Source organism: Niastella caeni (genome assembly GCF_004834005.1).
Lineage (GTDB): Bacteria > Bacteroidota > Bacteroidia > Chitinophagales > Chitinophagaceae > Niastella > Niastella caeni.
Window position 1 is genome coordinate 104,766 of record NZ_STFF01000011.1, and the last position, 22,712, is coordinate 127,477.

General features: G+C 45.1%; 20 protein-coding genes. 11 read left to right on the top strand and 9 right to left on the bottom strand.

Going from position 1 to position 22,712, the window contains the following annotated elements:
* The first annotated feature begins 27 nt into the window (after positions 1-27).
* Entirely contained in the window at positions 28-1,191 is a 1,164-nt protein-coding gene (locus tag FAM09_RS27190) for a sigma-54-dependent transcriptional regulator (protein ID WP_136580325.1), read from the top strand.
* 62 nt (positions 1,192-1,253) lie between these two features.
* On the opposite strand, the gene FAM09_RS27195 is transcribed toward FAM09_RS27190, so the two are convergent.
* Positions 1,254-2,180 (bottom strand): MerR family transcriptional regulator, encoded by a 927-nt coding sequence (locus tag FAM09_RS27195; RefSeq protein ID WP_136580326.1) that lies wholly within the window; start codon positions 2,178-2,180, stop codon positions 1,254-1,256.
* Between the two features lie 176 nt (positions 2,181-2,356).
* Here FAM09_RS27195 and FAM09_RS27200 point away from each other — a divergent pair, with 176 nt between their 5' ends.
* From FAM09_RS27200 to FAM09_RS27210, 3 genes are all read left to right on the top strand, one after another.
* On the top strand, positions 2,357-3,943 hold the full coding sequence (locus tag FAM09_RS27200; protein WP_136580327.1) for a S26 family signal peptidase: 1,587 nt from the start codon (positions 2,357-2,359) through the stop codon (positions 3,941-3,943).
* A gap of 213 nt (positions 3,944-4,156) precedes the next feature.
* Positions 4,157-4,642 carry a cytidine deaminase gene (locus FAM09_RS27205; protein WP_136580328.1) on the top strand — a complete coding sequence of 162 codons (486 nt, stop codon included), beginning with the start codon at positions 4,157-4,159 and terminating at the stop codon, positions 4,640-4,642.
* Positions 4,643-4,841: 199 nt separating this feature from the next.
* Positions 4,842-5,615: a hypothetical protein gene (locus tag FAM09_RS27210; protein ID WP_136580329.1), complete on the top strand. Its 774-nt coding sequence runs from the start codon at positions 4,842-4,844 to the stop codon at positions 5,613-5,615.
* Positions 5,616-5,680: 65 nt separating this feature from the next.
* On the opposite strand, the gene FAM09_RS27215 is transcribed toward FAM09_RS27210, so the two are convergent.
* From FAM09_RS27215 to FAM09_RS27235, 5 genes are all read right to left on the bottom strand, one after another.
* The gene (locus tag FAM09_RS27215; RefSeq protein ID WP_136580330.1) at positions 5,681-6,718 is read right to left on the bottom strand and encodes a flavin reductase family protein; all 1,038 of its coding nucleotides are present in this window, start codon (positions 6,716-6,718) and stop codon (positions 5,681-5,683) included.
* 2 nt (positions 6,719-6,720) lie between these two features.
* Positions 6,721-7,722 carry a YhdH/YhfP family quinone oxidoreductase gene (locus tag FAM09_RS27220; RefSeq protein WP_136580331.1) on the bottom strand — a complete coding sequence of 334 codons (1,002 nt, stop codon included), beginning with the start codon at positions 7,720-7,722 and terminating at the stop codon, positions 6,721-6,723.
* Positions 7,723-7,828: 106 nt separating this feature from the next.
* Positions 7,829-8,335 carry an O-acetyl-ADP-ribose deacetylase gene (locus FAM09_RS27225; protein ID WP_136580332.1) on the bottom strand — a complete coding sequence of 169 codons (507 nt, stop codon included), beginning with the start codon at positions 8,333-8,335 and terminating at the stop codon, positions 7,829-7,831.
* 163 nt (positions 8,336-8,498) lie between these two features.
* The gene (locus tag FAM09_RS27230; RefSeq protein ID WP_136580333.1) at positions 8,499-9,002 is read right to left on the bottom strand and encodes a methylated-DNA--[protein]-cysteine S-methyltransferase; all 504 of its coding nucleotides are present in this window, start codon (positions 9,000-9,002) and stop codon (positions 8,499-8,501) included.
* A 166-nt stretch (positions 9,003-9,168) separates the two neighbouring features.
* Positions 9,169-9,501 (bottom strand): tRNA-binding protein, encoded by a 333-nt coding sequence (locus tag FAM09_RS27235; RefSeq protein ID WP_136580334.1) that lies wholly within the window; start codon positions 9,499-9,501, stop codon positions 9,169-9,171.
* 36 nt (positions 9,502-9,537) lie between these two features.
* Here FAM09_RS27235 and FAM09_RS27240 point away from each other — a divergent pair, with 36 nt between their 5' ends.
* The 3 genes from FAM09_RS27240 (at position 9,538) to FAM09_RS27250 (ending at position 13,453) form a co-directional block, all read left to right on the top strand.
* On the top strand, positions 9,538-9,948 hold the full coding sequence (locus tag FAM09_RS27240) for an OsmC family protein (RefSeq protein ID WP_136580335.1): 411 nt from the start codon (positions 9,538-9,540) through the stop codon (positions 9,946-9,948).
* Between the two features lie 148 nt (positions 9,949-10,096).
* The gene (locus FAM09_RS27245; RefSeq protein ID WP_136580336.1) at positions 10,097-11,515 is read left to right on the top strand and encodes a Gfo/Idh/MocA family protein; all 1,419 of its coding nucleotides are present in this window, start codon (positions 10,097-10,099) and stop codon (positions 11,513-11,515) included.
* 501 nt (positions 11,516-12,016) lie between these two features.
* The gene (locus FAM09_RS27250; RefSeq protein ID WP_136580337.1) at positions 12,017-13,453 is read left to right on the top strand and encodes a Gfo/Idh/MocA family protein; all 1,437 of its coding nucleotides are present in this window, start codon (positions 12,017-12,019) and stop codon (positions 13,451-13,453) included.
* Between the two features lie 46 nt (positions 13,454-13,499).
* Here the strand turns inward: FAM09_RS27250 and FAM09_RS27255 are convergent, their stop codons facing one another.
* From FAM09_RS27255 to topA, 3 genes are all read right to left on the bottom strand, one after another.
* Entirely contained in the window at positions 13,500-14,420 is a 921-nt protein-coding gene (locus FAM09_RS27255; RefSeq protein WP_136580338.1) for a transglutaminase family protein, read from the bottom strand.
* Between the two features lie 88 nt (positions 14,421-14,508).
* Positions 14,509-15,057 carry a YcxB family protein gene (locus FAM09_RS27260; protein ID WP_136580339.1) on the bottom strand — a complete coding sequence of 183 codons (549 nt, stop codon included), beginning with the start codon at positions 15,055-15,057 and terminating at the stop codon, positions 14,509-14,511.
* Positions 15,058-15,216: 159 nt separating this feature from the next.
* Positions 15,217-17,799: a type I DNA topoisomerase gene (topA, locus tag FAM09_RS27265; RefSeq protein WP_136580340.1), complete on the bottom strand. Its 2,583-nt coding sequence runs from the start codon at positions 17,797-17,799 to the stop codon at positions 15,217-15,219.
* Between the two features lie 425 nt (positions 17,800-18,224).
* On the opposite strand from topA, the gene pxpB reads away from it, so the two are divergent.
* The 4 genes from pxpB to FAM09_RS27285 all read left to right on the top strand — a co-directional run bounded on the left by pxpB (position 18,225) and on the right by FAM09_RS27285 (position 22,447).
* Positions 18,225-18,977, top strand: coding sequence for a 5-oxoprolinase subunit PxpB (gene pxpB / locus FAM09_RS27270; RefSeq protein WP_136580341.1), 753 nt, complete (start codon positions 18,225-18,227; stop codon positions 18,975-18,977).
* Positions 18,978-19,063: 86 nt separating this feature from the next.
* On the top strand, positions 19,064-20,056 hold the full coding sequence (locus FAM09_RS27275; protein ID WP_136580342.1) for a 5-oxoprolinase subunit C family protein: 993 nt from the start codon (positions 19,064-19,066) through the stop codon (positions 20,054-20,056).
* Complete coding sequence (locus FAM09_RS27280; RefSeq protein ID WP_136580343.1) at positions 20,050-20,814, top strand: LamB/YcsF family protein; 765 nt, start codon at positions 20,050-20,052, stop codon at positions 20,812-20,814. The genes FAM09_RS27275 and FAM09_RS27280 overlap by 7 nt, the downstream gene beginning before the upstream one ends.
* Positions 20,815-21,247: 433 nt before the next feature.
* Complete coding sequence (locus FAM09_RS27285; protein WP_208025664.1) at positions 21,248-22,447, top strand: NRAMP family divalent metal transporter; 1,200 nt, start codon at positions 21,248-21,250, stop codon at positions 22,445-22,447.
* The last annotated feature ends 265 nt before the right edge of the window (positions 22,448-22,712 follow it).

The following is a 22,712-nucleotide window of genomic DNA, read 5'->3' on the forward strand; positions in this document are numbered from 1 at the left end:
CCATAGCTAAAGACTGTTAAACCAACTATGTCAAACATTTTAATTATCGACGACGAAAAAGCTATCCGTAAAACCCTGAGCGAGATCCTTTCCTATGAAGGTTACAAAATAGAAGAAGCCGGCGATGGGGAAGAAGGGCTTAAAAAGTTTAAAGAGAAAGCGTATGATGTGGTGTTGTGTGATATCAAAATGCCTAAACTGGATGGGATTGAATTTTTAGATAAGGCTCGTGAAGCCAATCCTGATGTACCGGTGATCATGATCTCAGGTCACGGTACTATTGAAACGGCTGTAGAAGCTGTTAAAAAAGGCGCCTACGATTATATTTCCAAGCCACCCGATCTGAACCGTTTGTTGATCACCATTCGCAATGCGATGGATAAGAACAACCTGGTTACTGAAACCAAATCGCTGAAGCGCAAGGTGAGCAGGGTGGAAGAAATGATTGGTGAATCAGCTGGTATTGTTAAGATCAAGGAAACTATTGATAAAGTAGCGCCCACCGATGCCCGTATTCTGGTAACAGGCGAAAACGGGGTAGGTAAGGAGCTGGTAGCCCGCTGGGTGCATGAAAAAAGCAACCGCGCTACTGCTCCGTTGGTGGAGGTAAACTGTGCAGCCATTCCCAGCGAACTGATAGAAAGTGAATTGTTCGGCCATGAAAAAGGGTCGTTTACTTCAGCCGTTAAGCAACGCATCGGCAAATTTGAACAGGCCCACGGCGGTACGCTTTTCCTCGATGAAATTGGCGATATGAGCCTGAGCGCGCAAGCCAAGGTGTTGCGTGCCCTTCAGGAAGGAAAGATCACCCGCGTAGGCGGCGATAAAGACATCAGCGTTGATGTTCGTGTAATTGCGGCTACCAATAAAGACCTGTTGAAAGAAGTTGATGATAAGAATTTCCGCCTCGACTTATACCACCGCCTCAGTGTGATCATCATTCATGTGCCTTCGTTAAACGATCGCCGCGAGGATATTCCTTTACTGGTTGATAAATTCCTGGCCGATATCTGTGCTGATTACGGCATCCCTAAAAAGGGCATAGAGAAAGATGCTCTTGAGGGATTGAAACAACATAACTGGACGGGTAATATCCGCGAATTGCGTAACGTGGTAGAGCGGTTGATCATTTTATCGGGTAAAACCATTATTCCCGATGATGTACATGCGTATGTAGTCCCGAAGAGATAAAATCTCGAATAACCAATAATGAATGTTGAAGTAAAAACCACTACTTCAACATTCATTATTCATCATTCAATATTCATTATTGCCCCGCGCCCTTCTTTAAGAAAGGCCCTCTTCTCCTCAACCGTCTTCAACAGGCGCACATTCGGCAAATCGCAACTGCACTGGCAGGCTTCCGGGCCTGAAAAAACGATCTCTTTATCGGGGAACATGCTGGAGAACTTTTTAAGGTACTCGTGCATGTCGCATTTATTCAAATTGGGGATAATGAGAAAATACAATTGCGTACAGGGGTGCTGGCTGCAGATCTGCTGCAACATGTTCAGCGGCACATTCTTTCCCATATAAATAACCGGAACGCCTTCTTTTTTAAGCATGTATTGCATAAAAAGCAGGGGCAATTCCTGGCATTCTGCGCCGGGTATATCGTGGTGGTCGCCTGCCGGTGTAAACAACAATACCCGCCGTCCGCCGGAATAAACGGGTCGTTCCAGGCCATCAATGGCCACCATCATTTTTTTAATGATCAGCGAGCGGGCAAAATGGGCATGCGCCTGCATTACCTGTCCGGTTAGCCATAATACCCCTATTTTTTTTAGGAAAGGGAACAATACACAGAGCACGCTTTTTTCAAAACCGACATGTAATACCAGGTTATGCAGTATTTTATCGAACCGGGGCTGATCTAAATCGATGGCAGCCTCTGTTAATTGATTTATAAAAATATCGTAATTATCAATATCCGGGGTTACTTCCAATGCCAGTTTAGCCATTTCTTCCGGCGAACAACAGGCAATTTGCGAAATTTTATGGCCCTGGTTATACAGGTAGGCAATGCGTAGGAGGTGCTTTAAGTCCTCACAATCATAGAAACGGTGCTTACTTTCCCTGCGTTTTGGGCAGAAAAGATTATATCGCTGTTCCCAGATGCGCAGGGTATGCGCTTTAATGCCCGTTAAGTTTTCAATATCCCGGATGGAAAAGAGATTCATAGTATTGTAACAAAAGGTAAGATATTACAACTAATGCAACTGGAGAAATACTGTTTATCACAAATGCCCATAAGCTTACAATTATACGTTTTTTAGCAAAATGTTCGTTATTGGCCTGTTTCTGTGAGAATTAATATGGTATTTTTGCCCGGATTTTTTTATAAAACAGCCCCATAATGAGTTTACACGATCTGTTTGTAATCATACTAATATCCTTACTTATCGTTGAATTGCCTGCCTTTGGCCTGGCCAAATTATTCGAAAAGGCCGGTATACCCGCATGGAAAGCCTGGGTACCCTTCTATAACACCTGGGAAATCGTAAAAGTTGCCAAAATAAGAAGGCACTGGTTTTACTGGCAGTTTATACCGGTAGCAGGCTGGTTCATCAGCATCTGGTTGCTGGTTGAAATGGTGAAGTTGTTCGGTAAGTTCAGGTTCCTCGATCATGCGGCGGCGGCTTTGTTGTCGGTATTGTACTTTCCCATGATCGGTATGAACCCAAAGGTAAAATACCTGGGCCCCGAGGCGGTAAAGAACCATAAAAAAACTACGCTGAGGGAATGGATCGATGCAGGCGTATTTGCAGTGGTGGCGGCTACCCTTATTCGTGTTTTTGTGTTTGAAGCCTATACCATTCCTACAGGCTCAATGGAAAAAACATTGCTGGTAAACGACTTCCTGTTTGTAAGTAAGCTCAGTTACGGCCCACGCATCCCCAATACGCCGTTGGCTATCCCATTTGTACATCATACCCTGCCTGTTACGCATTCAAAATCATATACTGAAATTATTCACCTGCCTTATACACGGTGGTTTGCCAGCCCGGTTAAACGCAACGATGTGGTAGTGTTTAACTTTCCGGCAGGCGATACGCTCACCAAAGAACTCGATTCGGCAGATCCTTATTACGATATTTTGCAGAGTGAGGAAATGAAGCAGTATCAGCAGTTAAAAGGACAAATTGCCAATGAGGCTGAATTAAGAGCTATTAGTAAACAAAAGGCCCGGGAAATTGTATGGACCGATTATACCATTATGACCCGCCCGGTTGATAAACGCGAGAATTACATTAAGCGTTGTGTAGCCATTGCTGGCGACACCATTCAGATCGTTGATGGTATTCTGATGGTAAATAACCAGAAAGCCTTTGTTTCGCCTACCGCTGCCACCGAATATATTGTTAATACTACCAGTAACACCATATTGACGGAAGAAGGTTTGCGTGATGCTGGTATCCGTTTAACTTCTGAGCCAAACAGCTTACCCGATTTTCAACCTGGCACCGCTAACAGCTACAAAATAAACCTCACCGAGCAGGAAGTAGAGATCCTGAAGAAAATACCGGGTGTAACTTTAACCCGCGAAATAGAACCCATTGGCGACCCACGGATATTCCCACGCGATACTGCGAACATTTTATGGAGCGTAGATAATTTTGGTCCGTTGTGGATCCCTAAAAAAGGTGTTACTATTCAGTTGACTCCTAAAAATGTAGCCTGTTACAGACGCGCCATCAAAGTGTACGAGAACAACAAATGGGAGGAGCGCGATGGCAAAATATTTATCAACGACCAGGAAGCAACTACCTATACCTTTAAAATGAACTATTACTGGATGATGGGTGATAACCGCCATCGTTCGCAGGACAGCCGCTTTTGGGGTTTTGTGCCTGAAGACCATGTAGTAGGGGAAGCCTGGTTGATCTGGATGAGCTGGGAAAAAGGCGTGCGCTGGAGCCGGATGTTCAGAACTATACATTAATGGTTTATGGTTTATGGTTTGTGGTTTGTGGTTTCCGCACTTTTTAGAAGTCTTGTTAATTTCAGAATGCCCGATCGAATAGCAGCAGCCGGCGCAATACAGGGAACCCAGAAACTAAACCCAAAACAAGAAACTTTCATATCTTTAATAATCCTTCCCGCTCAGCGGGGAGGATTTTTTGTCTGGTTGAAGACATAAAACAAAACAAAGAATATGAAAAAAGATGAATATAAATTTTCATTCGAGGTGTATGAGTCAATAGAAGAGTTGTCTGAAGAAGATGCATGGTTGCTCAATGAAGCCCGTGAAGTAACGGAGCATGCGTATGCGCCGTATTCACATTTTCATGTAGGGGCAGTTGCCAAACTGGCCAATGGAGAAATTGTGGCCGGCAGCAACCAGGAAAACGCTTCATTCCCGGTAGGCTTATGTGCCGAGCGGGTATTGCTCGCCTCTGCATCATCGTTATATCCTAAAGTGCCGATTGAATCTATGGCTATCAGTTATCAGTCGGGCAATGGCGACAGCGATCATCCTATTTCTCCCTGTGGTATTTGCCGGCAGTCATTGCAGGAATTTGAAATGCGTGTAGGGCATCCCATACGCCTGATACTGGGGGGGATGGAAGGAAAAATTTATGTGATCCCTAAAGCAAGCACCCTGTTACCACTGGCATTTACAAGCGAAGAATTGAAGTAATTAAGTTATTAAGTTATTAAGTTATTGAGTTATTGAGTTATTGAGTTATTGAGTTATTGAGTTATTGAGTTATTGAGTTATTGAGTTATTGAGTTATTGAGTATCGGGAACTAACCAATTTAACTTAATAACTAATGAACTAACGAACTTATAACTCTCTTGCATTCACGAAACCTTTTCTCTACATTAGTGAATGCGAATGCTTATACCAATTATCCTTTTTTCGGGTATTAGCCGTGTGGTGGCGCAATCTCCCCAGAAAATTGAACAGGAGTTATTGTCCTCGTTCAGGCAGTTGCAATACTGGGCTTCCTATAACGATGCACATGCTAAAGACCGTATTGATTCTATAAAGCAAACCAATACTTTTTTCCGCACGAAGTTATTGGCATTTACTGCTGCAGAGCGATCTACTTTTACCTACGACTTTAAAGAACTGGAAAAAGAAGGGCTTATTATCAGGACATCTGAAGATGGCTTGTTCCGCATTTATTCCTGGGATACCGGCTTGGGCGGACCTGAACATTATTTTGATGCCGTTTTTCAATACAAGGCAAATAATGAAGTGTTTTCGAGGCTGGCCCACCAGGAGATCGATGAAACCGGAAAATGGTATTCCCGGATATATGATCTGAAAACAGATACCAAAACGTATTACATCGGCTTATACCATGAAATGCATTCAACAAAAGACATGGTGCAGGGCGTAAAGCTCTTTTGCATTGAAGATAAAGAGGTCAATGAGTCGGTACGTTTATTTAAAACCACCAAAGGGCTCGCCAATGAATTAGGGTTTGCCTATAATTTTCTTACGGTAGCCAGGCGACCTGAAAGACCGGCGAAATTAATTTACTACGATACAGAGGACGATCAGTTACATCTCACAGTGGTAAAAGAGGACGGTACTGTAACCAAACAGATCATCACTTATCAATTCACCGGTAAGTATTTTGAAAGAATTAAAGGCAGATAGAAGACTTAGCCCAAAGCCTAAAGCCCAGGGCGCAAAACATATTTGCTTTAGGTTTTCGGCTTTGCTCATACATCCAATTCAACATCCGACGTTGCATACCCCGTACAGGTAAGCACCAATCCTGCCTGAAGATCTGCATCGGTAAGCACTTCGTTGTTACTCATAGTTACCGAACCTTTACGGCAATGAGCTGCACAGGTGCCGCAGCGGCCGGTATTGCAACTAAAGGGGAGGGTTATGCCTTGCTTTTGTGCAGCCTGCAATAGGGTATCGGGCCAGGCCGTAGTGAGTTGATGTGTTTTTTGTGCATAATGCAATACCACCTTGTAAGCCGTTGAGGGCATCGTAAAAGCCGGCTTACGCACCGGTTCAATTACAAAATGCTCTTTACGTAATTGGTCTTCACTAAAGCCCAGGGTGCGCAACGTAAACTGCACCATACGCATAAACGGATCGGGACCGCAGGTATAGAATAATATGTTTGTAGTTTGTTGTTTATAGTTTGTGGTTATAAACTGTTCGAGCAGCCAGTTGTTGAGGCGGGCGGGCCTTAATTCAGCTTCAATTGGATTGCTCAGCAAGTCGATGCGCTTGAACCGGTGTGCATACTGCGTAGCCAGTTGTTGCAGCGTGTGGTGATAAATGATGCTGTGTTCATCATGATTCTGGTAGATGAGGATGATATGGCTTTCCGGTTCGTGATAAAGCGTCTTTTTTATCATACCAAGGATGGGCGCTATGCCGCCGCCGGCCGCAATAAAACAAATATGCCGCTTTTTTGCCGCATTGGTTTCAATCGTAAACCTGCCTGCGGGCGGTAAACTGCTAACGATGGTTCCCCATTGCCAGGTATTCAAAATATATCGTGAAATTTCACCGTTCGGTTTTCTTTTTACGGTAATGGCTATGTGCTTATCAATGCCCGGCGCCGTACAGATAGAGTAGGAGCGGCGAATTTCATGCCCATGGTGGTAAAACAAAAAAGTAATTGACTGACCGGCATCCCAGGTAACGGGTTTGCCTTGGGCTTCCTCCAATTCATATGTGTTGGTATCAGGTGTTTCTTTGATCACCTGTATCACTTTCCACTGTAACAACTCCATAGTTACAGGTTGTTGAGGTTGACAACGATACGGCCCATAACTTTTCCCTGTAAAATGCTGTCGATATAGGTAGCGTTCAATTCATCGAGGGTTACTTCTTTGGCTATGACAGGTAATTTATCTTTAATGTTCCATTCGGTCGATAATTTTTCCCAAATGATAAGCCGTACGGCCATGGGCGTTTCGGCTGACCCAACGCCTAATAAATTAACGCCGTTCAATATAAATGGATACACGGTAGTGTCGAGCTTGGGTGACGATACCAGTCCGGTACTCACAACGCACCCTTCGGGTTGACACCCTTTCAATAAGGTGGCCAGCGTATTGCCGCCAACGGTATCAACGGCCCCGGCCCATTTGGGTTTTAATAATGCTTTATTGGAGGTATCGTTTACAAATGACCTGGCTTCAATCTGGGTGGCGCCCAGGTGTTGTACATATTCCTGCGCATTCGATTTACCGCTTACGGCAATTACTTCATACCCGGCTTTTGATAAAATAGAAATGGCCATACTTCCTACACCACCGGTAGCGCCTGTAACAACAATAGGACCAGCGCCTGGCTCCAGTTTCATCAATTCCATTTTATAAGCGGCACAAGCGGCGGTAAAACCGGCCGTACCAATGATCATGCATTCTTTTAGCGTATAATTATCAGGTTTTTTAACTACCCAGTTCGCCGGTACGCGAATATATTGGCCGAAACCGCCACAAGTGTTCATGCCCAGGTCGTAACCGGTAACCAATACTTCATCACCTGCCGCAAACAGTTCATTGCGACTGATCTCTACCACGCCGGCCGCATCAATACCAGGGGTATGCGGAAACTGGCGTGTAATACCTTTATTGCCTGTTGCAGAAAGTGCATCCTTATAATTCAGGGAAGAATAATGCACTCTGATCACGACTTCACCATTAGGCAGATCATCGATTTTCCTGTCAACGATATTTCGTTCAAATGTTCCAGTCTGAGTTTCTGTTATCCAAAGCGCTTTAAAAGGCATACGTATAATTAATTTCTGATTTTTTGATTTAGAGATCTCGGGATTTCTTTATGCCAGGCTTTTTTCTAAATCTCAAAATGCCGAAATCCCAAAATCAGCAATTTCACTATAATCTTACTTTATATAAAGAATAATTCTCATCATCAAAGCAAACAAAGAAAATCTCATCCAGGCTGTTATCGGTTGCAACAAACTGTTGTACTTCTCTTATGGCAATATCCGCCGCTTCCGGTTTGGGAAAACGATAAATGCCCGTGCTGATATTTGGAAATGCAATGGTATTAACGCCATGGGCAATGGCCAACCGTAATGCATTTCGATAACAATTGGCCAGCAGTTCCGGTTCACCCTTATGGCCGCCATTCCAAACCGGCCCCACCGTATGAATTACGTATTTTGCCGGTAAGTTGCCTCCTGTGGTTATCACTGCCTCGCCAACGTCGCAGCCGCCCTGTTTAGCCCTGATCTGTTTGCATTCTTCCAGAATGGCGGCGCCACCGGCCCGGTGAATAGCGCCATCTACACCACCGCCACCCAGTAAGGAGGTATTAGCGGCGTTTACTATAGCGTTTACCTTTATCTTGGTTATATCACCTTTTATTAGCGAAATCATAGTTAAAATCTCAAATCACAAATACCAAGTTCCAAATAATAAACCCCAAATCTCAAATTCCAAACAAATCCTAACACAAAAGTCAACTACGGATTTTGGATCTTGGTCCCTTGGCTTTGGGATTTGTTTTTGGATCTTGGGATTTGGTTCTTGGAATTTGTTTTTAAAATAAAGTCTGCACTCCATGCGCTATTTTGTTTTCATGCTGCAACAACCATTTTTTGCGTGGTAATCCGCCTGCATAGCCTACCAGTTGATTGTTTGAACCAATAACCCGGTGACAGGGAACAATGATGGCTACATTATTCTGCCCGTTGGCAGCTGCTGCAGCCCTGATCACTTTAGGGTCGCCCAGCCGGCGTGACAGCTCCAGGTAACTGATGGTTTTACCAAACGGGATGTTCATCAGTTCCGACCATACCTTTTGTTGAAAGGACGTGCCTTTCTGCGATATGGGCAATTCAAAAAAACGGCGATTGCCATGAAAATACTCTATCAGTTGTTCTACCGCCTGAATGGCCATAGACGGTAATTCGTTGTTATCGGTGCCAGCCGTTATCTTCTCCTGCTCATCAATAAATAACACTTCACTGATAAACTGGCCCGTACCTGCAATCTGCAGTAAACCTACCGGCGATTGGTAATATGTAATGAATGCATCTGGCATACTTTTCCCGGTTCATACAATGATTTTTTGATCATATATACAATCGTTATACCACTATGCGCTGAACGCTTAAGGCTGGTTTCCGAAATCTCAGGTCGCTACGCCGGCATCCGGCTTTCCGCATTTGGCGTTTTGCGTTGAGCGTTTTGCGTTGAGCCTTCGGCTTTCAACCTATTTTCCAGCCGTTCTGAACGGGCTGGTCGGGAGTTAGTAAAACTACCTCTTTTTTATCAGTGTATACGCCCAGTACCAGGCATTCGCTGAAAAAATTAGCTATCTGTTTCGGTGGAAAATTTACGATAGCTACTACCTGCTTGCCAACCAATGCTTCTTTATTATACAAATGTGTTATCTGGGCCGAAGATCTTTTGGTGCCTGCCTCTCCGAAATCGATGGTAATTTGCCAGGCCGGGTTTTTAGCTTTGGGAAAATCATTAACTTCCCTAATTGTTCCGACCCGGATATCTATTTTTGCGAAATCATCCCATGTGATGTGCATAGCTCTTAATTTTTTTCAAAAATAAATTACAATTAAATGAAACGTACAGCTACTGCCGTTTGGAACGGCTCAGGAAAAGATGGAAATGGACATTTAACTACGCAAAGCACTACATTAAACAAAACGCAGTATTCGTACAAATCAAGGTTTGAAGAAGGCGTGGGTACCAACCCTGAAGAGCTGATCGCGGCTGCGCATTCGGGCTGTTTTGCCATGAAATTAAGTTTTGTACTGGCTGGCGCCGGCTTTACCCCCGATTCACTGGATGTAACTTCTACCATCAGCCTGGAAGATGGAACTATTAAAAGTTCTCACCTGGTGTTGAAGGCAAGCATTCCCGGTATCAGTGCAGAAAAATTTAAAGAGTGCGCTGAAGATGCCAAAGCCAACTGCCCTGTAAGCAAGTTGCTGAATGCGGAAATTACGCTGGATGCTTCTTTAGTGTAATTCGTAAATAGCAAGTAGTAAGTAGCTAGTAGCCAGTGGGGATAAATTTCAAGGCTTTCCTACTCGCCACTAGCTACTCGCCACTCGCTACTAAAATACTTTACGCTCTCAGCGTTGATTAACCTTCATCCTACAATAGCATTTAACTATGCCCTCAAACAAACGCACCACCTCCCGGCGCAGCTTTATTAAAAATACCTCATTGGTTGCCGGTAGTTTTTTCATTGTGCCACGCCATGTATTAGGCCGTGGTTTCACTGCTCCCAGCGATAAGCTCAATATTGCCGGAATAGGCGCAGGCGGCAAAGCCGAAGTGAATTTACCTTATGCTTACAATAATGGCGCTGAAAATATAGTAGCCCTGTGCGATGTAGATGACCGCATGGCCGTAAACGCCCGCAAACGTTGGCCCAACGCACCGTACTACCGCGACTACCGCGAAATGCTTGATAAAGAACAAAAGAACATAGATGCGGTTATCATTACCTCACCCGATCATATGCACGCCGTACAGGCCCTGGCTGCCATGCAACTGGGCAAGCATGTGTATGTGGAGAAACCTTTAACGCACGACATTTACGAAGCCCGCATCTTAACGCAGGCCGCTCAACAATATAAAGTGGTTACACAAATGGGTAATCAGGGTAGCAGCGGCAATGATACCCGTATGGTAGAGACCTGGATCCAGGCTGGAGTCATTGGCCCGGTGCATACAGTGCATGTGTGGACGAACCGCCCCGTATGGCCGCAAGGCATTCCTACACCTGCGGGTAAGTTTGATGTTCCAAAAGAAGTTGACTGGGACCTGTGGCTGGGCACTGCGCCTCAACGTGATTTTAACCCCGCTTATTTGCCGGCTACCTGGCGCGGCTGGGTCGACTTTGGTTCCGGCTCGCTTGGCGATATGGGTTGCCATTTCATCGACGTTCCGTTCCGGGCGCTGAAATTAGGTTACCCGGTGTCGGTAGAGTGCAGTGTTGGCTCAGTGTATACCGGTTTTTTTAAAGAAATGTTTTATACCGACAGTTATCCGCCTTCTTCAAAAATTCATATTCAATTTCCGGCAAGGGAAAAAATGCCGCCGGTAGAACTGATCTGGTACGATGGTGGCATAAAGCCTGAACGTCCCGCCGAATTATTGCCCGATGAACCGTTTGCCGAATGGGATGGGGGCATATTATTTGAAGGCAAAAAAGGCAAGCTGGTTGCGGGTTTATTCGGAAGAAATCCCCGGTTGTTGCCAACAAAAAAGTTTAAAGACGCCAAACTGCCTGCTTCGAAATTTCCGTTCGTAGAAAAAGGCTCCGAAGGTCATCAGCAACAATGGGTACAAGCCTGTAAAAAAGGTTTTGGTACCTATACCAGTTCGTCATTCGATGCCGCCGGACCGTTAACTGAAACGGTGCTCATGGGCAACCTCGCCATCCGCAGCTATAATATTAAAGAAGGTAATAATTTCCCGGGTCGTAAAAAGCTGTTGTGGGATGGCGCCAACATGCGCATCACTAATTTTGAAGCGGCCAATGCGTTTGTGAAACGGGAGTACCGGGGAAGTTACAAGTTATAAAGTCTGAGTAAGATGTTTAGGGTTACAGCGCTTGCCCCGCCATAGCGGGGTTTCAAAGTTTTCTCCAATATAGTTTACTTATAAATTGTCAGAAGTAAGAGGTATAAAGCAATTTCTGATTTTGAGATTTGGTGATTTGGGGATCTGGTACTGGTTGGAACCTTATAAAAAATCTCAAAATATCTTTTATACTTCGTTTTACTTCCTACTTCCGGTTACCGGGCTTGGGGTCTCAGTTTTTAGCTTATTGCCTGTTGCCATTTGCCTATTACGCAATACGGCCCAGGTGTAAAGCAGCCATTCCGCTTTCTATTCTATTAACCTTCCGCTGAATTTTCGTGCTGCTTTTTGCGGTGTATGCGCTCATTGGTTTGCAAAACTTTTTTTGCAAACCAATTATCCAAATTCATGTAATAGAAATGAAAAGATTAAAGTAATTTAATGTGCTAAATCGGTTTAAATCTATACATTCAGCGTCCTAAAACTCAAGGCTTATCACGTATGAAGAAAAGCAAAAAAAACAACCAATCACGCCGGGACTTCCTTAAAAACACCTCCCTGGCTGCTGCCGGATTTTTCATTGTTCCCCGGCATGTACTGGGCAGAGGCTACATTGCGCCAAGTGATAAATTAAATATTGCAGGTATTGGTGCGGGTGGGAAAGGAACAAGCGATCTGGCGGAATTTGCAAAAAGCCCCAAGGTGAACATTGTAGCTTTGTGCGATGTAGACGACCGTCAGGCGGTTACTTCCCGCAAAAACTTCCCCAACGCGCCTTACTACCGCGACTTCCGCGAAATGCTTGACAAGGAAAAGAAAAATATTGATGCCGTTTCCGTTTCTACCCCTGATAATACGCACGCGGTAGCAGCCTTATCGGCTATGCAATTGGGAAAGCACGTATATGTTCAAAAACCATTGACGCACGATATTTACGAAGCCCGCACACTTACCGAAGCGGCTAAACGCTATAAAGTAATTACGCAAATGGGCAACCAGGGCGGCTCTGGCGACGGCGTTCGTAAAATGAAGGAAATGGTGGATGCCGGTCTTATTGGCAATGTGCATACCGTGCATTGCTGGACGAACCGTCCTGTATGGCCGCAAGGCATTCCTACACCTACCGGTACGTTTGAAGTGCCAAAAGAAGTTGACTGGAACCTGTGGATCGGTCCGGCAAAGATGATTGATTTTAACCCGGCGTACCTGCCTTTTAACTGGCGTGGCTGGTGGGCTTTTGGTACCGGCGCCCTCGGCGATATGGCCTGCCATATCATGGACCCTGTGTTTCGCATCCTTCCCATCGATTACCCCACTTCGGTAGAATGCAGCCTTGCTACCATTTATAAAGAAATGTGGAACGAAAGCATGAATCCCGATAGCTGTCCGCCTTCCTCTATTATGCACCTGGTATACCCACGTAAGGATGGAAAAGGCAATATCAAAGTATCCTGGCATGATGGTGGCTTACTGCCTGAACGTCCGGAGGAATTATTATCCGAAGAACCCATGGGTAACTGGGATGGCGGTGTGATCATGATAGGCACCAAAGGCAAGGTCATGTGCGATTGTTATGGCGCTAATCCCCGTTTATTGCCAACCCGATTAATGAAGGAAAAGACCATGCCGAAGGAAACCATTAAACGGGTTCCTGAAGGCCATTATATTCAATGGGTAAATGCCTGCATTGATGGTTACGGTAAAGGACAAACCAGCTCTCCGTTCGAGTATGCCGGTCCGTTTACAGAAAGCATATTGATGGGCAACCTGGCCATTCGCAGCTTTTTAATGAAGAACCCGGCCGCCAAAGGCGATGCCAGATACCCGGGCAGAAAACGTTTGTTGTGGGATGCGAAAAATATGAAGATCACCAATTTTGAAGAAGCCAACCAGTTTGTGAAGAGGGAATATCGGGAAGGGTGGAATTTAAGCTTGTAAATATTGAATAACCGTGTCACGGTTCCAAACCGTGGCACGGTTAATTTTATTCATTTTCATTTTCTTCGTCCTTATTATCACTCTCGGGCTTTTCATTCTCCGTGATCAGTTCCGCCAACGCCAGCAATTCTTTTTGCTTGTAGTTGTTCTTCTCATCAGTAAAGCATTTGCTGAACTCTTCCATCAAAAATTGGATCACGCGTTTGTTGGAAAGCTGTTTGAAATAAGAAGCAGCCGGCGCCACATTGATGCGCTTGAAGTAATTCTCAACGTCTTTATGGGTAAATACCTGTCCGCTCATGGGATCAATAAAGAACTCCGTTTTATACAACGGGTTTTCTACATGACGGGTAAAATCGTAGTCAGTTTTAAAATACCCCAACACAAACTGATGCGGAATGTTGATGGCACGAACCGGCACATCGAGCAATTCGCATAGTATCAGGTACAGAATGCCGTTGGCAATAGTATTGCCGCGCTTGGTTTCAAGCTGTTTGTTTATCAAAAACTCTTCGGGGTTCTGATATCCGATCTCAACGCCGCGTAAATTGAAATAATTATATAGAATGCTGGTAACTACGTTCACCTGTTCAAGGGGGGTGAGGTAACTGTTCAGCTCAAGCCATATGTTGCGACGTAATTTTTCAACTTCCTGGTAAACCTGCGCGGGCGCCAGGTCGGGATACTGAAAGCGGGCGGCCAGTAAGGCGCCAGTCAAAAGATCCTGGTGTATATTATTGTTCCATTGCGTTAGTTCTTCCGTCAGATCGCGGTAATGCAGGCGATGTATCAACATTTCAATGCGTTCCTGCACATCTTCGCTGATGGTATTTTCCCAAAGATTTTCGAGATTGGGGATGATCCCTTTCCCGTAATCAATAATGCGGGTTGATACCATGTTGAAGACCTCTTCATCGGGATCGTCAATTAAATGGAACAATGCCGATATTTCTTTGTTTTCTTCCATTTGTGTAGCTACTGTTCTTGCCGTTTAACCAGCATCAATTTCGCGAACTTGTAAAAGATATCAATAAAAATCTTATCCACAAATTTCTTCATTTTGTGGGGAACTCTGAACTTAAAGGCAGATACTGGTTAAATAATCGTTCCAGCTCTTGTTTTTCCTGGGCAGTTATAATCACCCTCCGGGGTATAACGATGGCATGATACGAATTCGTATACAAATAATAACAGGCCGGCGTTTCCGCTTTTTTTACAATCGCTTCCCAGTGGTACTTGCTTTCCGATGCATTGTCTTTATCAATAATGCCGGAATCTGTCAACACTACTTCCGCTTCTTCCAATACATGCTGGTTCTCGGGTTTGGAAAGAATGTTCCTTACCCGGCGCAATATTGACCTTTTAATGAGGTAGGGCACCATTAAGAAATAAACGGTAGCAATGACGCCAAATATGATCAGGTCGATAAAGATCTGTTCTGAACGACGGCTGAAAATGTACAATCCGGCCACGGCGCCATACAGCACAAACACGCGCACGTAATACCAGGTACGGTATGCCTTTTTATCGGGTGCTGCCCAGGCCGTATAGTAATTGTAATCGAAATATTCTTCTTCAGTAAGGTGGTACTTGAGACTAAGCATGTGCTAAATGATAATTTGTAGTTAATTGTAATATTTACTAATTATACAAAATCCTACAAATAAATAAAGGGGCAATATAGCCCCTTTACGTTTTCAGAATGCAATTAATATGTTTTTACCCCTGCATTTTATTCCACAACACCTTTTGTGGCAATCTATCTACTTCGATTTTTTCTTGGGCGCTGCTTTCTTCGGCGCCGCTTTTTTGCCAGGTGCTTTTTTCGCAGCCGCTTTTTTGGTGGCGAATGCATTGGGTATTTGCAGCTCGATCATTTTCTTTACATCATCCAATGGCACGGTAGCCAGTTCTTCGGCGGTGTATTTGGTGTCATCGGCTTTCCTTCCCACCTTCAGTATTTTCTTGCCAAATTTCAATACCGGGCCCCAACGCGCATTTTCAATGGAGATCTTTTCTGCGGGCCAGTTTTGTATATACCGGTTCTCTTCTTTTTTAATTTTTGCTTCAACCAGTTCATCAATGTCCGATTGTCCCAGCCCTTCAAAATTATAGCGCCTGGGCACATTGATGTACATGTCGTTCCACTTGATAAACGGACCAAAACGGCCGGTGCCTTTGGTTACCGGTTTATTGTCGTAATAACCGATGGGGGAGTCTGCCTTTTGTTTTTCGCCGATCAGTTCCAGTGCTCTTTCCATCGTCAATTCGAAAGGATCTTCACCGCGCGGCATGGAAATATTCTGCTCGCCGAATTTAATATACGGACCAAAGCGGCCCAGGTTTACCGAGATCTCCTGTCCTTCGAGTTCGCCCAACGTTTTCGGCAATTGAAACAACTGCAGCGCTTCTTCGAGGCTGATGGTCTCAATACTTTGTCCTTTGCGCAAACCGGCAAAACGCGGTTTCTCTTCATCATTCGCATCTCCGATCTGTACAATGGGGCCAAAGCGGGCCATGCGGGCCACGATCTTTTTACCGCTTTGCGGGTCAATGCCCAGTTCGCGTTCTCCTTTTATGCGTTCCGCCTTTTCAATAGTATTGTCAACGTCTTTTTTGAAGGGAAGATAAAAGTCGTCGATCATGCTATTCCACTTCAGTTTACCGGCAGCTACTTCATCAAATTCGCCTTCAATACGGGCGGTAAACCCGTAATCCATGATATCGTCGAAGTATTGCTTTAAAAAGTCGGTCACCACCAGGCCAAGGTCGGTAGGGAAAAGCTTGGATTTTTCCGCACCGGTGTTTTCCTGTTCGGTCACTTTAGAGATCTGGTCGTTCTTCAATCGCATGATGCGGAAGTCGCGTTTTACGGCTTCCTTATCGCGTTTCTCAACATAACCACGGGTAAGAATGGTAGAAATTGTAGGCGCGTAGGTAGAAGGACGGCCGATGCCCAGTTCTTCCAGCTTCTTCACCAGCGAAGCTTCCGTGTACCGGGGTGAAGGACGGCTGAAGCGTTCAATGGCCTTCATTTCATTCAAAGGCAATTGCTGGCCAACTGTTAATGGCGGCAACATGCCTTCCTGTTGTTCATCTTCGGTAATGTCTTCATCGTCGCGGTCTTCGCGGTATACCTTTAAAAAGCCATCGAATTTCAATACCTCGCCACTGGCCGTTAATTCTTCCTTATTAGTTGAAATTTCAATTTTGGCAATGGTCCTTTCCAGTTCAGCATCAGCCATCTGGCAGGCCATGGTTCGTTTCCAGATCAGCTCATACAGGCGGCGGCCATCCGGGTCATCCACGGTACTGTTTTCCATATACGTGGGGCGAATGGCTTCGTGCGCTTCCTGCGCCGATTCGTTCTTATTCTTGTATTTGCGAGGTTGATAATAATTATTACCGTACTGCCCAACAACCTGTTTGCGGATATCGTCTATAGCGGTATCGCTCAGGTTCACACTGTCGGTACGCATGTAGGTTATGTAACCGGCTTCATACAACCGTTGCGCTATCTGCATGGTGCGTTTAACACCGTAGCCCAGTTTACGGGCTGCTTCCTGTTGCAGGGTAGAAGTGGTGAAAGGCGCGGCCGGCGATTTTTTGGCCGGTTTAACCTGAATGTCGTTTACCTTGTACTTTGCGCCAACACAGGTTTGCAGAAATTTTTCAGCATCGTCTGCTGTGTTGTACTTTTTACCTTCGGCAACAAACGTTACGTTTTTACCGGTGATATCGGGTGTTGTGAAAAGCGCTTCAATTTTAAAAGTGCTGGTAGCGGTGAAGGCATTGATCTCCCGTTCGCGTTCAGCTATGAGGCGAACAGCCACGCTTTGTACGCGACCGGCGCTCAGGTTATTGCGGGTGCTGATCTTACGCCAGAGTACCGGGCTCAGTTCAAAACCCACAATCCTATCTAACACCCGGCGGGCCTGCTGCGCATTTACCAGGTTCATATCTACCGTACGCGGACTGGTCACCGCTTTTTGAATGGCAGGCTTGGTAATTTCATGAAAAACAATGCGTTTGGTAGTCCTGGGGTCAAGGCCTAATACCTCGCACAAATGCCAGCTAATGGCTTCCCCTTCACGGTCCTCATCCGTTGCGAGCCACACTTCGTCAGATTTCTTTGCGAGTGATTTAAGCTCTTTTACCACTTTTTCTTTTTCGTCGGGAACTATATATCGGGGTTTGTAGCCATTCTTTATATCAATACCCATTTCTTCCTTTTCCAGGTCACGGATATGCCCATAACAACTCTTTACCTCGAAATCTTTCCCAAGGATCTTTTCGATGGTTTTGGCTTTTGCAGGAGACTCAACGATCAATAAATTCTTCGCCATAGGTTCAATAAATGGTTTTAAAGGCTTAACGCTTAATACTTAGCGCTCAAAGCTAACTTCTCAAATTCGAAGCTGGCGATCAGCGTTCTGCATTTTGCCTTCTGCGCTCCGCGTTCAGCGTTCCGCGTTTAGCAACTTGGGTTTTTAGCTATTTCATTCAAAATCAATGATCTTCTTACATCAATTTCTGTTTTACCAGCGGCAGAAAGGGCCTGTTGCTGGTGTGCAAGTTTAATGTATAAGTGGGAAAACAACAAATTGGTACTTAAACGGTAAAAGTGTAACATGCCGAAATGTCGGTTATTTTTTAATTTTGAAGGGAGCCTGACTAGGCAGTCAGCAGCCTGTACTCCTAACGATTTTGTAAGTGAAAACCAGTACAGATCAACATAATAAAAATATAATGTGGCTGATTTTATGACAGAATGCGCGGTTATGTGGTAAAAAAATTAACTTCAGTCATTTCTATTCAAGTTTTGACCAACCAATACAAAATATTTCCGCTCGGGGATGCTGCTGTAACCATAGACATGGGGAATGTGATCAGTGAGGCATTGAATCAGAAAGCATTGGCAATGCAACAATGGTTACTGGCCCATCCGTTTGAGGGAATGAAGGATTGCCTGGTAGCTTACAGCTCATTAACGGTGTTGTATAATCCGGTTATTATTAAAAAGTACTACCATCCCCGGCATACTGTATTTGCCTGGGTTGCCGACCGGTTACAACAGGCATTTGAAAAAGCGCTTCAAACAGGGCAGGCCATCAGGGAGGTTATCCGCATTCCGGTTTGTTATGACGAACCGTTTGCGCCTGACCTGGTTTCACTGGCTCGGCAAAAGCAACTGCCGGTAACCGATGTGGTGAACATTCATACATCGACTGTTTATAATGTATACATGATCGGGTTTTTGCCTGGTTTTTCCTATATGGGCGAGGTCAATGAAAGAATTGCAGTACCGCGAAAACAACAACCCACACAGGTAATGGCCGGAAGCGTTGGAATTGCCGGTTCGCAAACCGGGATCTACCCTTTACAAAGTCCCGGAGGCTGGCAGATCGTAGGCCGCACTCCACTAAAACTATTTGATGCCTTTGGGCCCGAACCGGTAAAGTTACAAGCCGGTGACCGGGTTCAATTTTATGCGATAACTAAACAGGAGTTTGATAGTTATTAAGTTATTCAGTTATTAAGTTCCTTGCTCCCTGAACTGAATAACTCATGAACTCAATAACTAAATAACTCACGAACTAAGGAACTAAGATGTCTTTAACAATTATTAAACCAGGTCTACTAGACACCATCCAGGATCTGGGAAGAACAGGATACAGCCGGCTGGGAATAAATACCGGTGGGGTTATGGACCGCTATGCCGCACAGGTGGCCAATATGCTGGTGGGCAATGATACGTTGGAGGCTGTTATGGAGATCCATTTCCCCGGCGCGCAGTTCCTGTTCGAGCAAAATACACTCATCAGTATTACCGGCGCCGATTTTACGGCAATGGTCAATGATGAGCCTGTTCCGTTATGGCACCCAATCGTAGTGCGAAAGAACGCAGTGCTGCATTTTCCCAAACTACAGCATGGCAGCCGGTGTTACGTGGCCGTGCATGGCGGTTACTGCGTGAACAAATGGCTCAACAGCTACAGCACCCATTTGAAGGCCGGTGCCGGTGGCTTTCATGGCCGCAAACTTGAAAAACGTGATGAAATACCATTTAAAGAAAGCCGCATTTATTTTGCCGGACTGTTAAAACCAGGAAAGGAGTTTGAAGTGTTGAAGTGGCATGTAGATACCGGCAGCACCTACCTGCATCCCAATGAGATTTACATTATAAAAGGAAACGAATGGGACCAACTGACCTGCCAGTCGCAACAGGATATGCTGGAAGATAATTTTACCATTCACCCGTTTTCAGACCGCATGGGCTACCAGTTAAAAGGCGTTGACCTGAAACGCAATGAGCGTACCGAACTGGTTTCCTCAGGTGTTAGCTTCGGTACTATACAGTTATTGCCTAACGGACAACTGATCGTGCTGATGGCGGATCACCAAACTACCGGCGGCTACCCACGCATAGGGCATGTGATCTCGGCCCATTTACCCAAACTGGCGCAATTGCGCCCAAGCGATTGCATTCATTTCAAAATAACGGATATTGCTACTGCCGAAAACCTGTTGATTGCCCAACAACAGGAATTGAATATCTTACAACGCGCCTGCCTGGAGCGGCTGAATCACGTAGTATGTTAAGTATAGATATCAATTGCGACATGGGGGAGAGCACTCACCTGTGGCCATACCATATTGAGAAAGACCGGATGTTGTTATCATATGTAAGCAGCATTAACCTGGCTTGTGGTTACCATGCCGGTGATGCACATACTATGCATGAACTGGTTGCCGCGGCCATTACAGCCGACGTAGCTGTTGGCGCGCATCCCGGGTTTGCCGACCGGGATAATTTCGGAAGAACCAATATGCAATTGCCACCGGGCGCCATTTATGACCTGGTAGTGTACCAGGTTGGCGCACTGGATGCTTTTTTAAAAGTCATGGGGGCACGATTGCATCATGTAAAACCACATGGGGCTTTGTATAATATGGCGGCAAAAGACGAAGTAATGGCGGATGCAATTTGTAAAGCGATATACGATTATGACAGCCAGTTGTTGTTGTACGGTTTATCGGGCAGTAAACTGATAGAAGCGGCAAAGGCTACCGGTCTTACTACCTGCAGTGAAGTATTTGCCGATCGTACGTACCAGGATGACGGGCATCTTACGCCGCGAACACATCCGCAGGCCTTGCTGGGCAGCACGCAGCAATCGATACAGCAGGTTTTGCAAATGGTAAGGCAAAGAACCGCTACCAGCGTTAACGGTAAGGAAGTACCGTTGGTGGCCGATACCGTTTGTGTGCATAGTGATGGAGAGTATGCCGTGGAGTATGCGCGTTCTATTAAAGAAGCATTGGTGAGCGAGGGGATCCTTGTTGGAAATGAGAAATGAAAAATGAGAAATTAGGAATGAGAAAGTGAAGACGGAATATAGAATATTGAATATCGAATGTTGAAGTGGAAGAAGGCGGGGAAATGAAGAATGAAAAATGAAAAACAGAGAGATGAGAAAGTGAAGACGGAATATAGAATATTGAATATCGAATGTTGAAGTGGAAGAAGGAAGGGAAATGAAGAATGAAAAATGAAAAACAGAGAAATGAGAAAGTGAGGACAGAATATAGAATATTGAATATCGAATGTTGAAGTGGAAGAAGGAAGGGAAATGAAGAATGAAAAATGAAAAACAGAGAAATGAGAAAGTGAGGACGGAATATAGAATATTGAATATCGAATGTTGAAGTGGAAGAAGGAAGGAATGTGAGTGGCTGGCGATAGCAACTACAAACTACAAACCATAAACCACAAACCATAAACTGGAATTAGTGAAGCCCACAACAAGATCCGCAATAACCGGTGCCGCTTTCCTAATGGCCACTTCAGCCATTGGTCCCGGATTTATAACCCAAACCACTGTTTTTACCCAACAACTACTCACCAGTTTCGGCTTTGTAATACTGGTGTCGATCGTGCTGGATATTGCGGCGCAGTTGAACGTCTGGCGCATTATTGCCGTTACGGAAATGCGGGCGCAGGACCTGGCGAATACCTTGTTACCTGGCATGGGTTATTTGCTGGCTATACTCATTGTTGCCGGTGGGTTCGTATTTAACATTGGCAATGTAGCCGGGGCCGGCTTAGGCATGAATGTCGTTTACCCATTTGATGCAGACCTTAAGCATCCGGTAATTGGCGCAGCTATCAGTTCCGGTATTGCACTGATGATCTTCTGGATAAAAGAAGCTGGCTTAGCCATGGATTGGTTCGCAAGGATATTGGGATTTGTAATGATCGGTTTAACGCTGTATGTGGCCATTAGTTCACATCCCCCGGTGGCAGAGGCCATTTATCGGTCGTTCGTGCCCGTTCAAATAAACACAACAGCTATTGTAACCTTAGTTGGTGGCACTGTAGGCGGGTACATCAGTTTTGCCGGTGCGCACCGGTTGCTGGATGCCGGTATAAAAGGACAGCAACAATTACCGCAGGTAACGCATAGCAGTGTTAGCGCCATATTGCTGGCATCGTTGATGCGCATCCTGTTATTCATGGCGGCGCTTGGCGTGGTAACAAGCGGCGGTCTGTTGCACAAAGACAATCCTGCTGCTTCTGTGTTTCAAATTGCCGCTGGTGATATAGGGTACAAGATCTTCGGTATTGTACTGTGGAGTGCTGCTATAACTTCTGTAGTAGGGTCGGCATATACATCGGTTTCGTTTTTGCGAACCCTGCATCCGGTGTTTGAAAAATACCAACGGCTCATTACTACTTTATTCATTTTGCTCTCCATGGGCACGTTTGCCTTTCTGCAACAGGGCGCTGTACAATTATTGGTGATAGCCGGCGCGTTGAATGGATTGATATTGCCCGTTTCACTCGCCTTATTATTAGCAGCGGTTTTGAAAAAGAAACTGATCGGTAATTATAAACACCCGGTTTGGTTATCTGTCGCCGGCTGGATAGTTGTCGTGATCATGGGTATTATGGGAGCGAAAGCCATTGTTGATCTGGTCTCCAGGGCATAGATCAATGTTGTCGCCGGTTAATGATCGTGACTGATTCCGTAACAATGTGGCTATCTCCAAACAGGGTTGCATTGCAGGCCTCCCTGTTCCGTGCAATCCGGTGGCAGGGTAGGTGCAGGATGTGCTCCTGTAATTACCATTTTATGCACGTAATTTTTCCTGTGTATTGCGGTATTTACCAAACTTATAAAGAATTTGTGTTAAATGTTTTTACGGCACTATTTTAGCGTACGTTAAAAGCGTTTCTTTTTTACGTTTCCTTTAC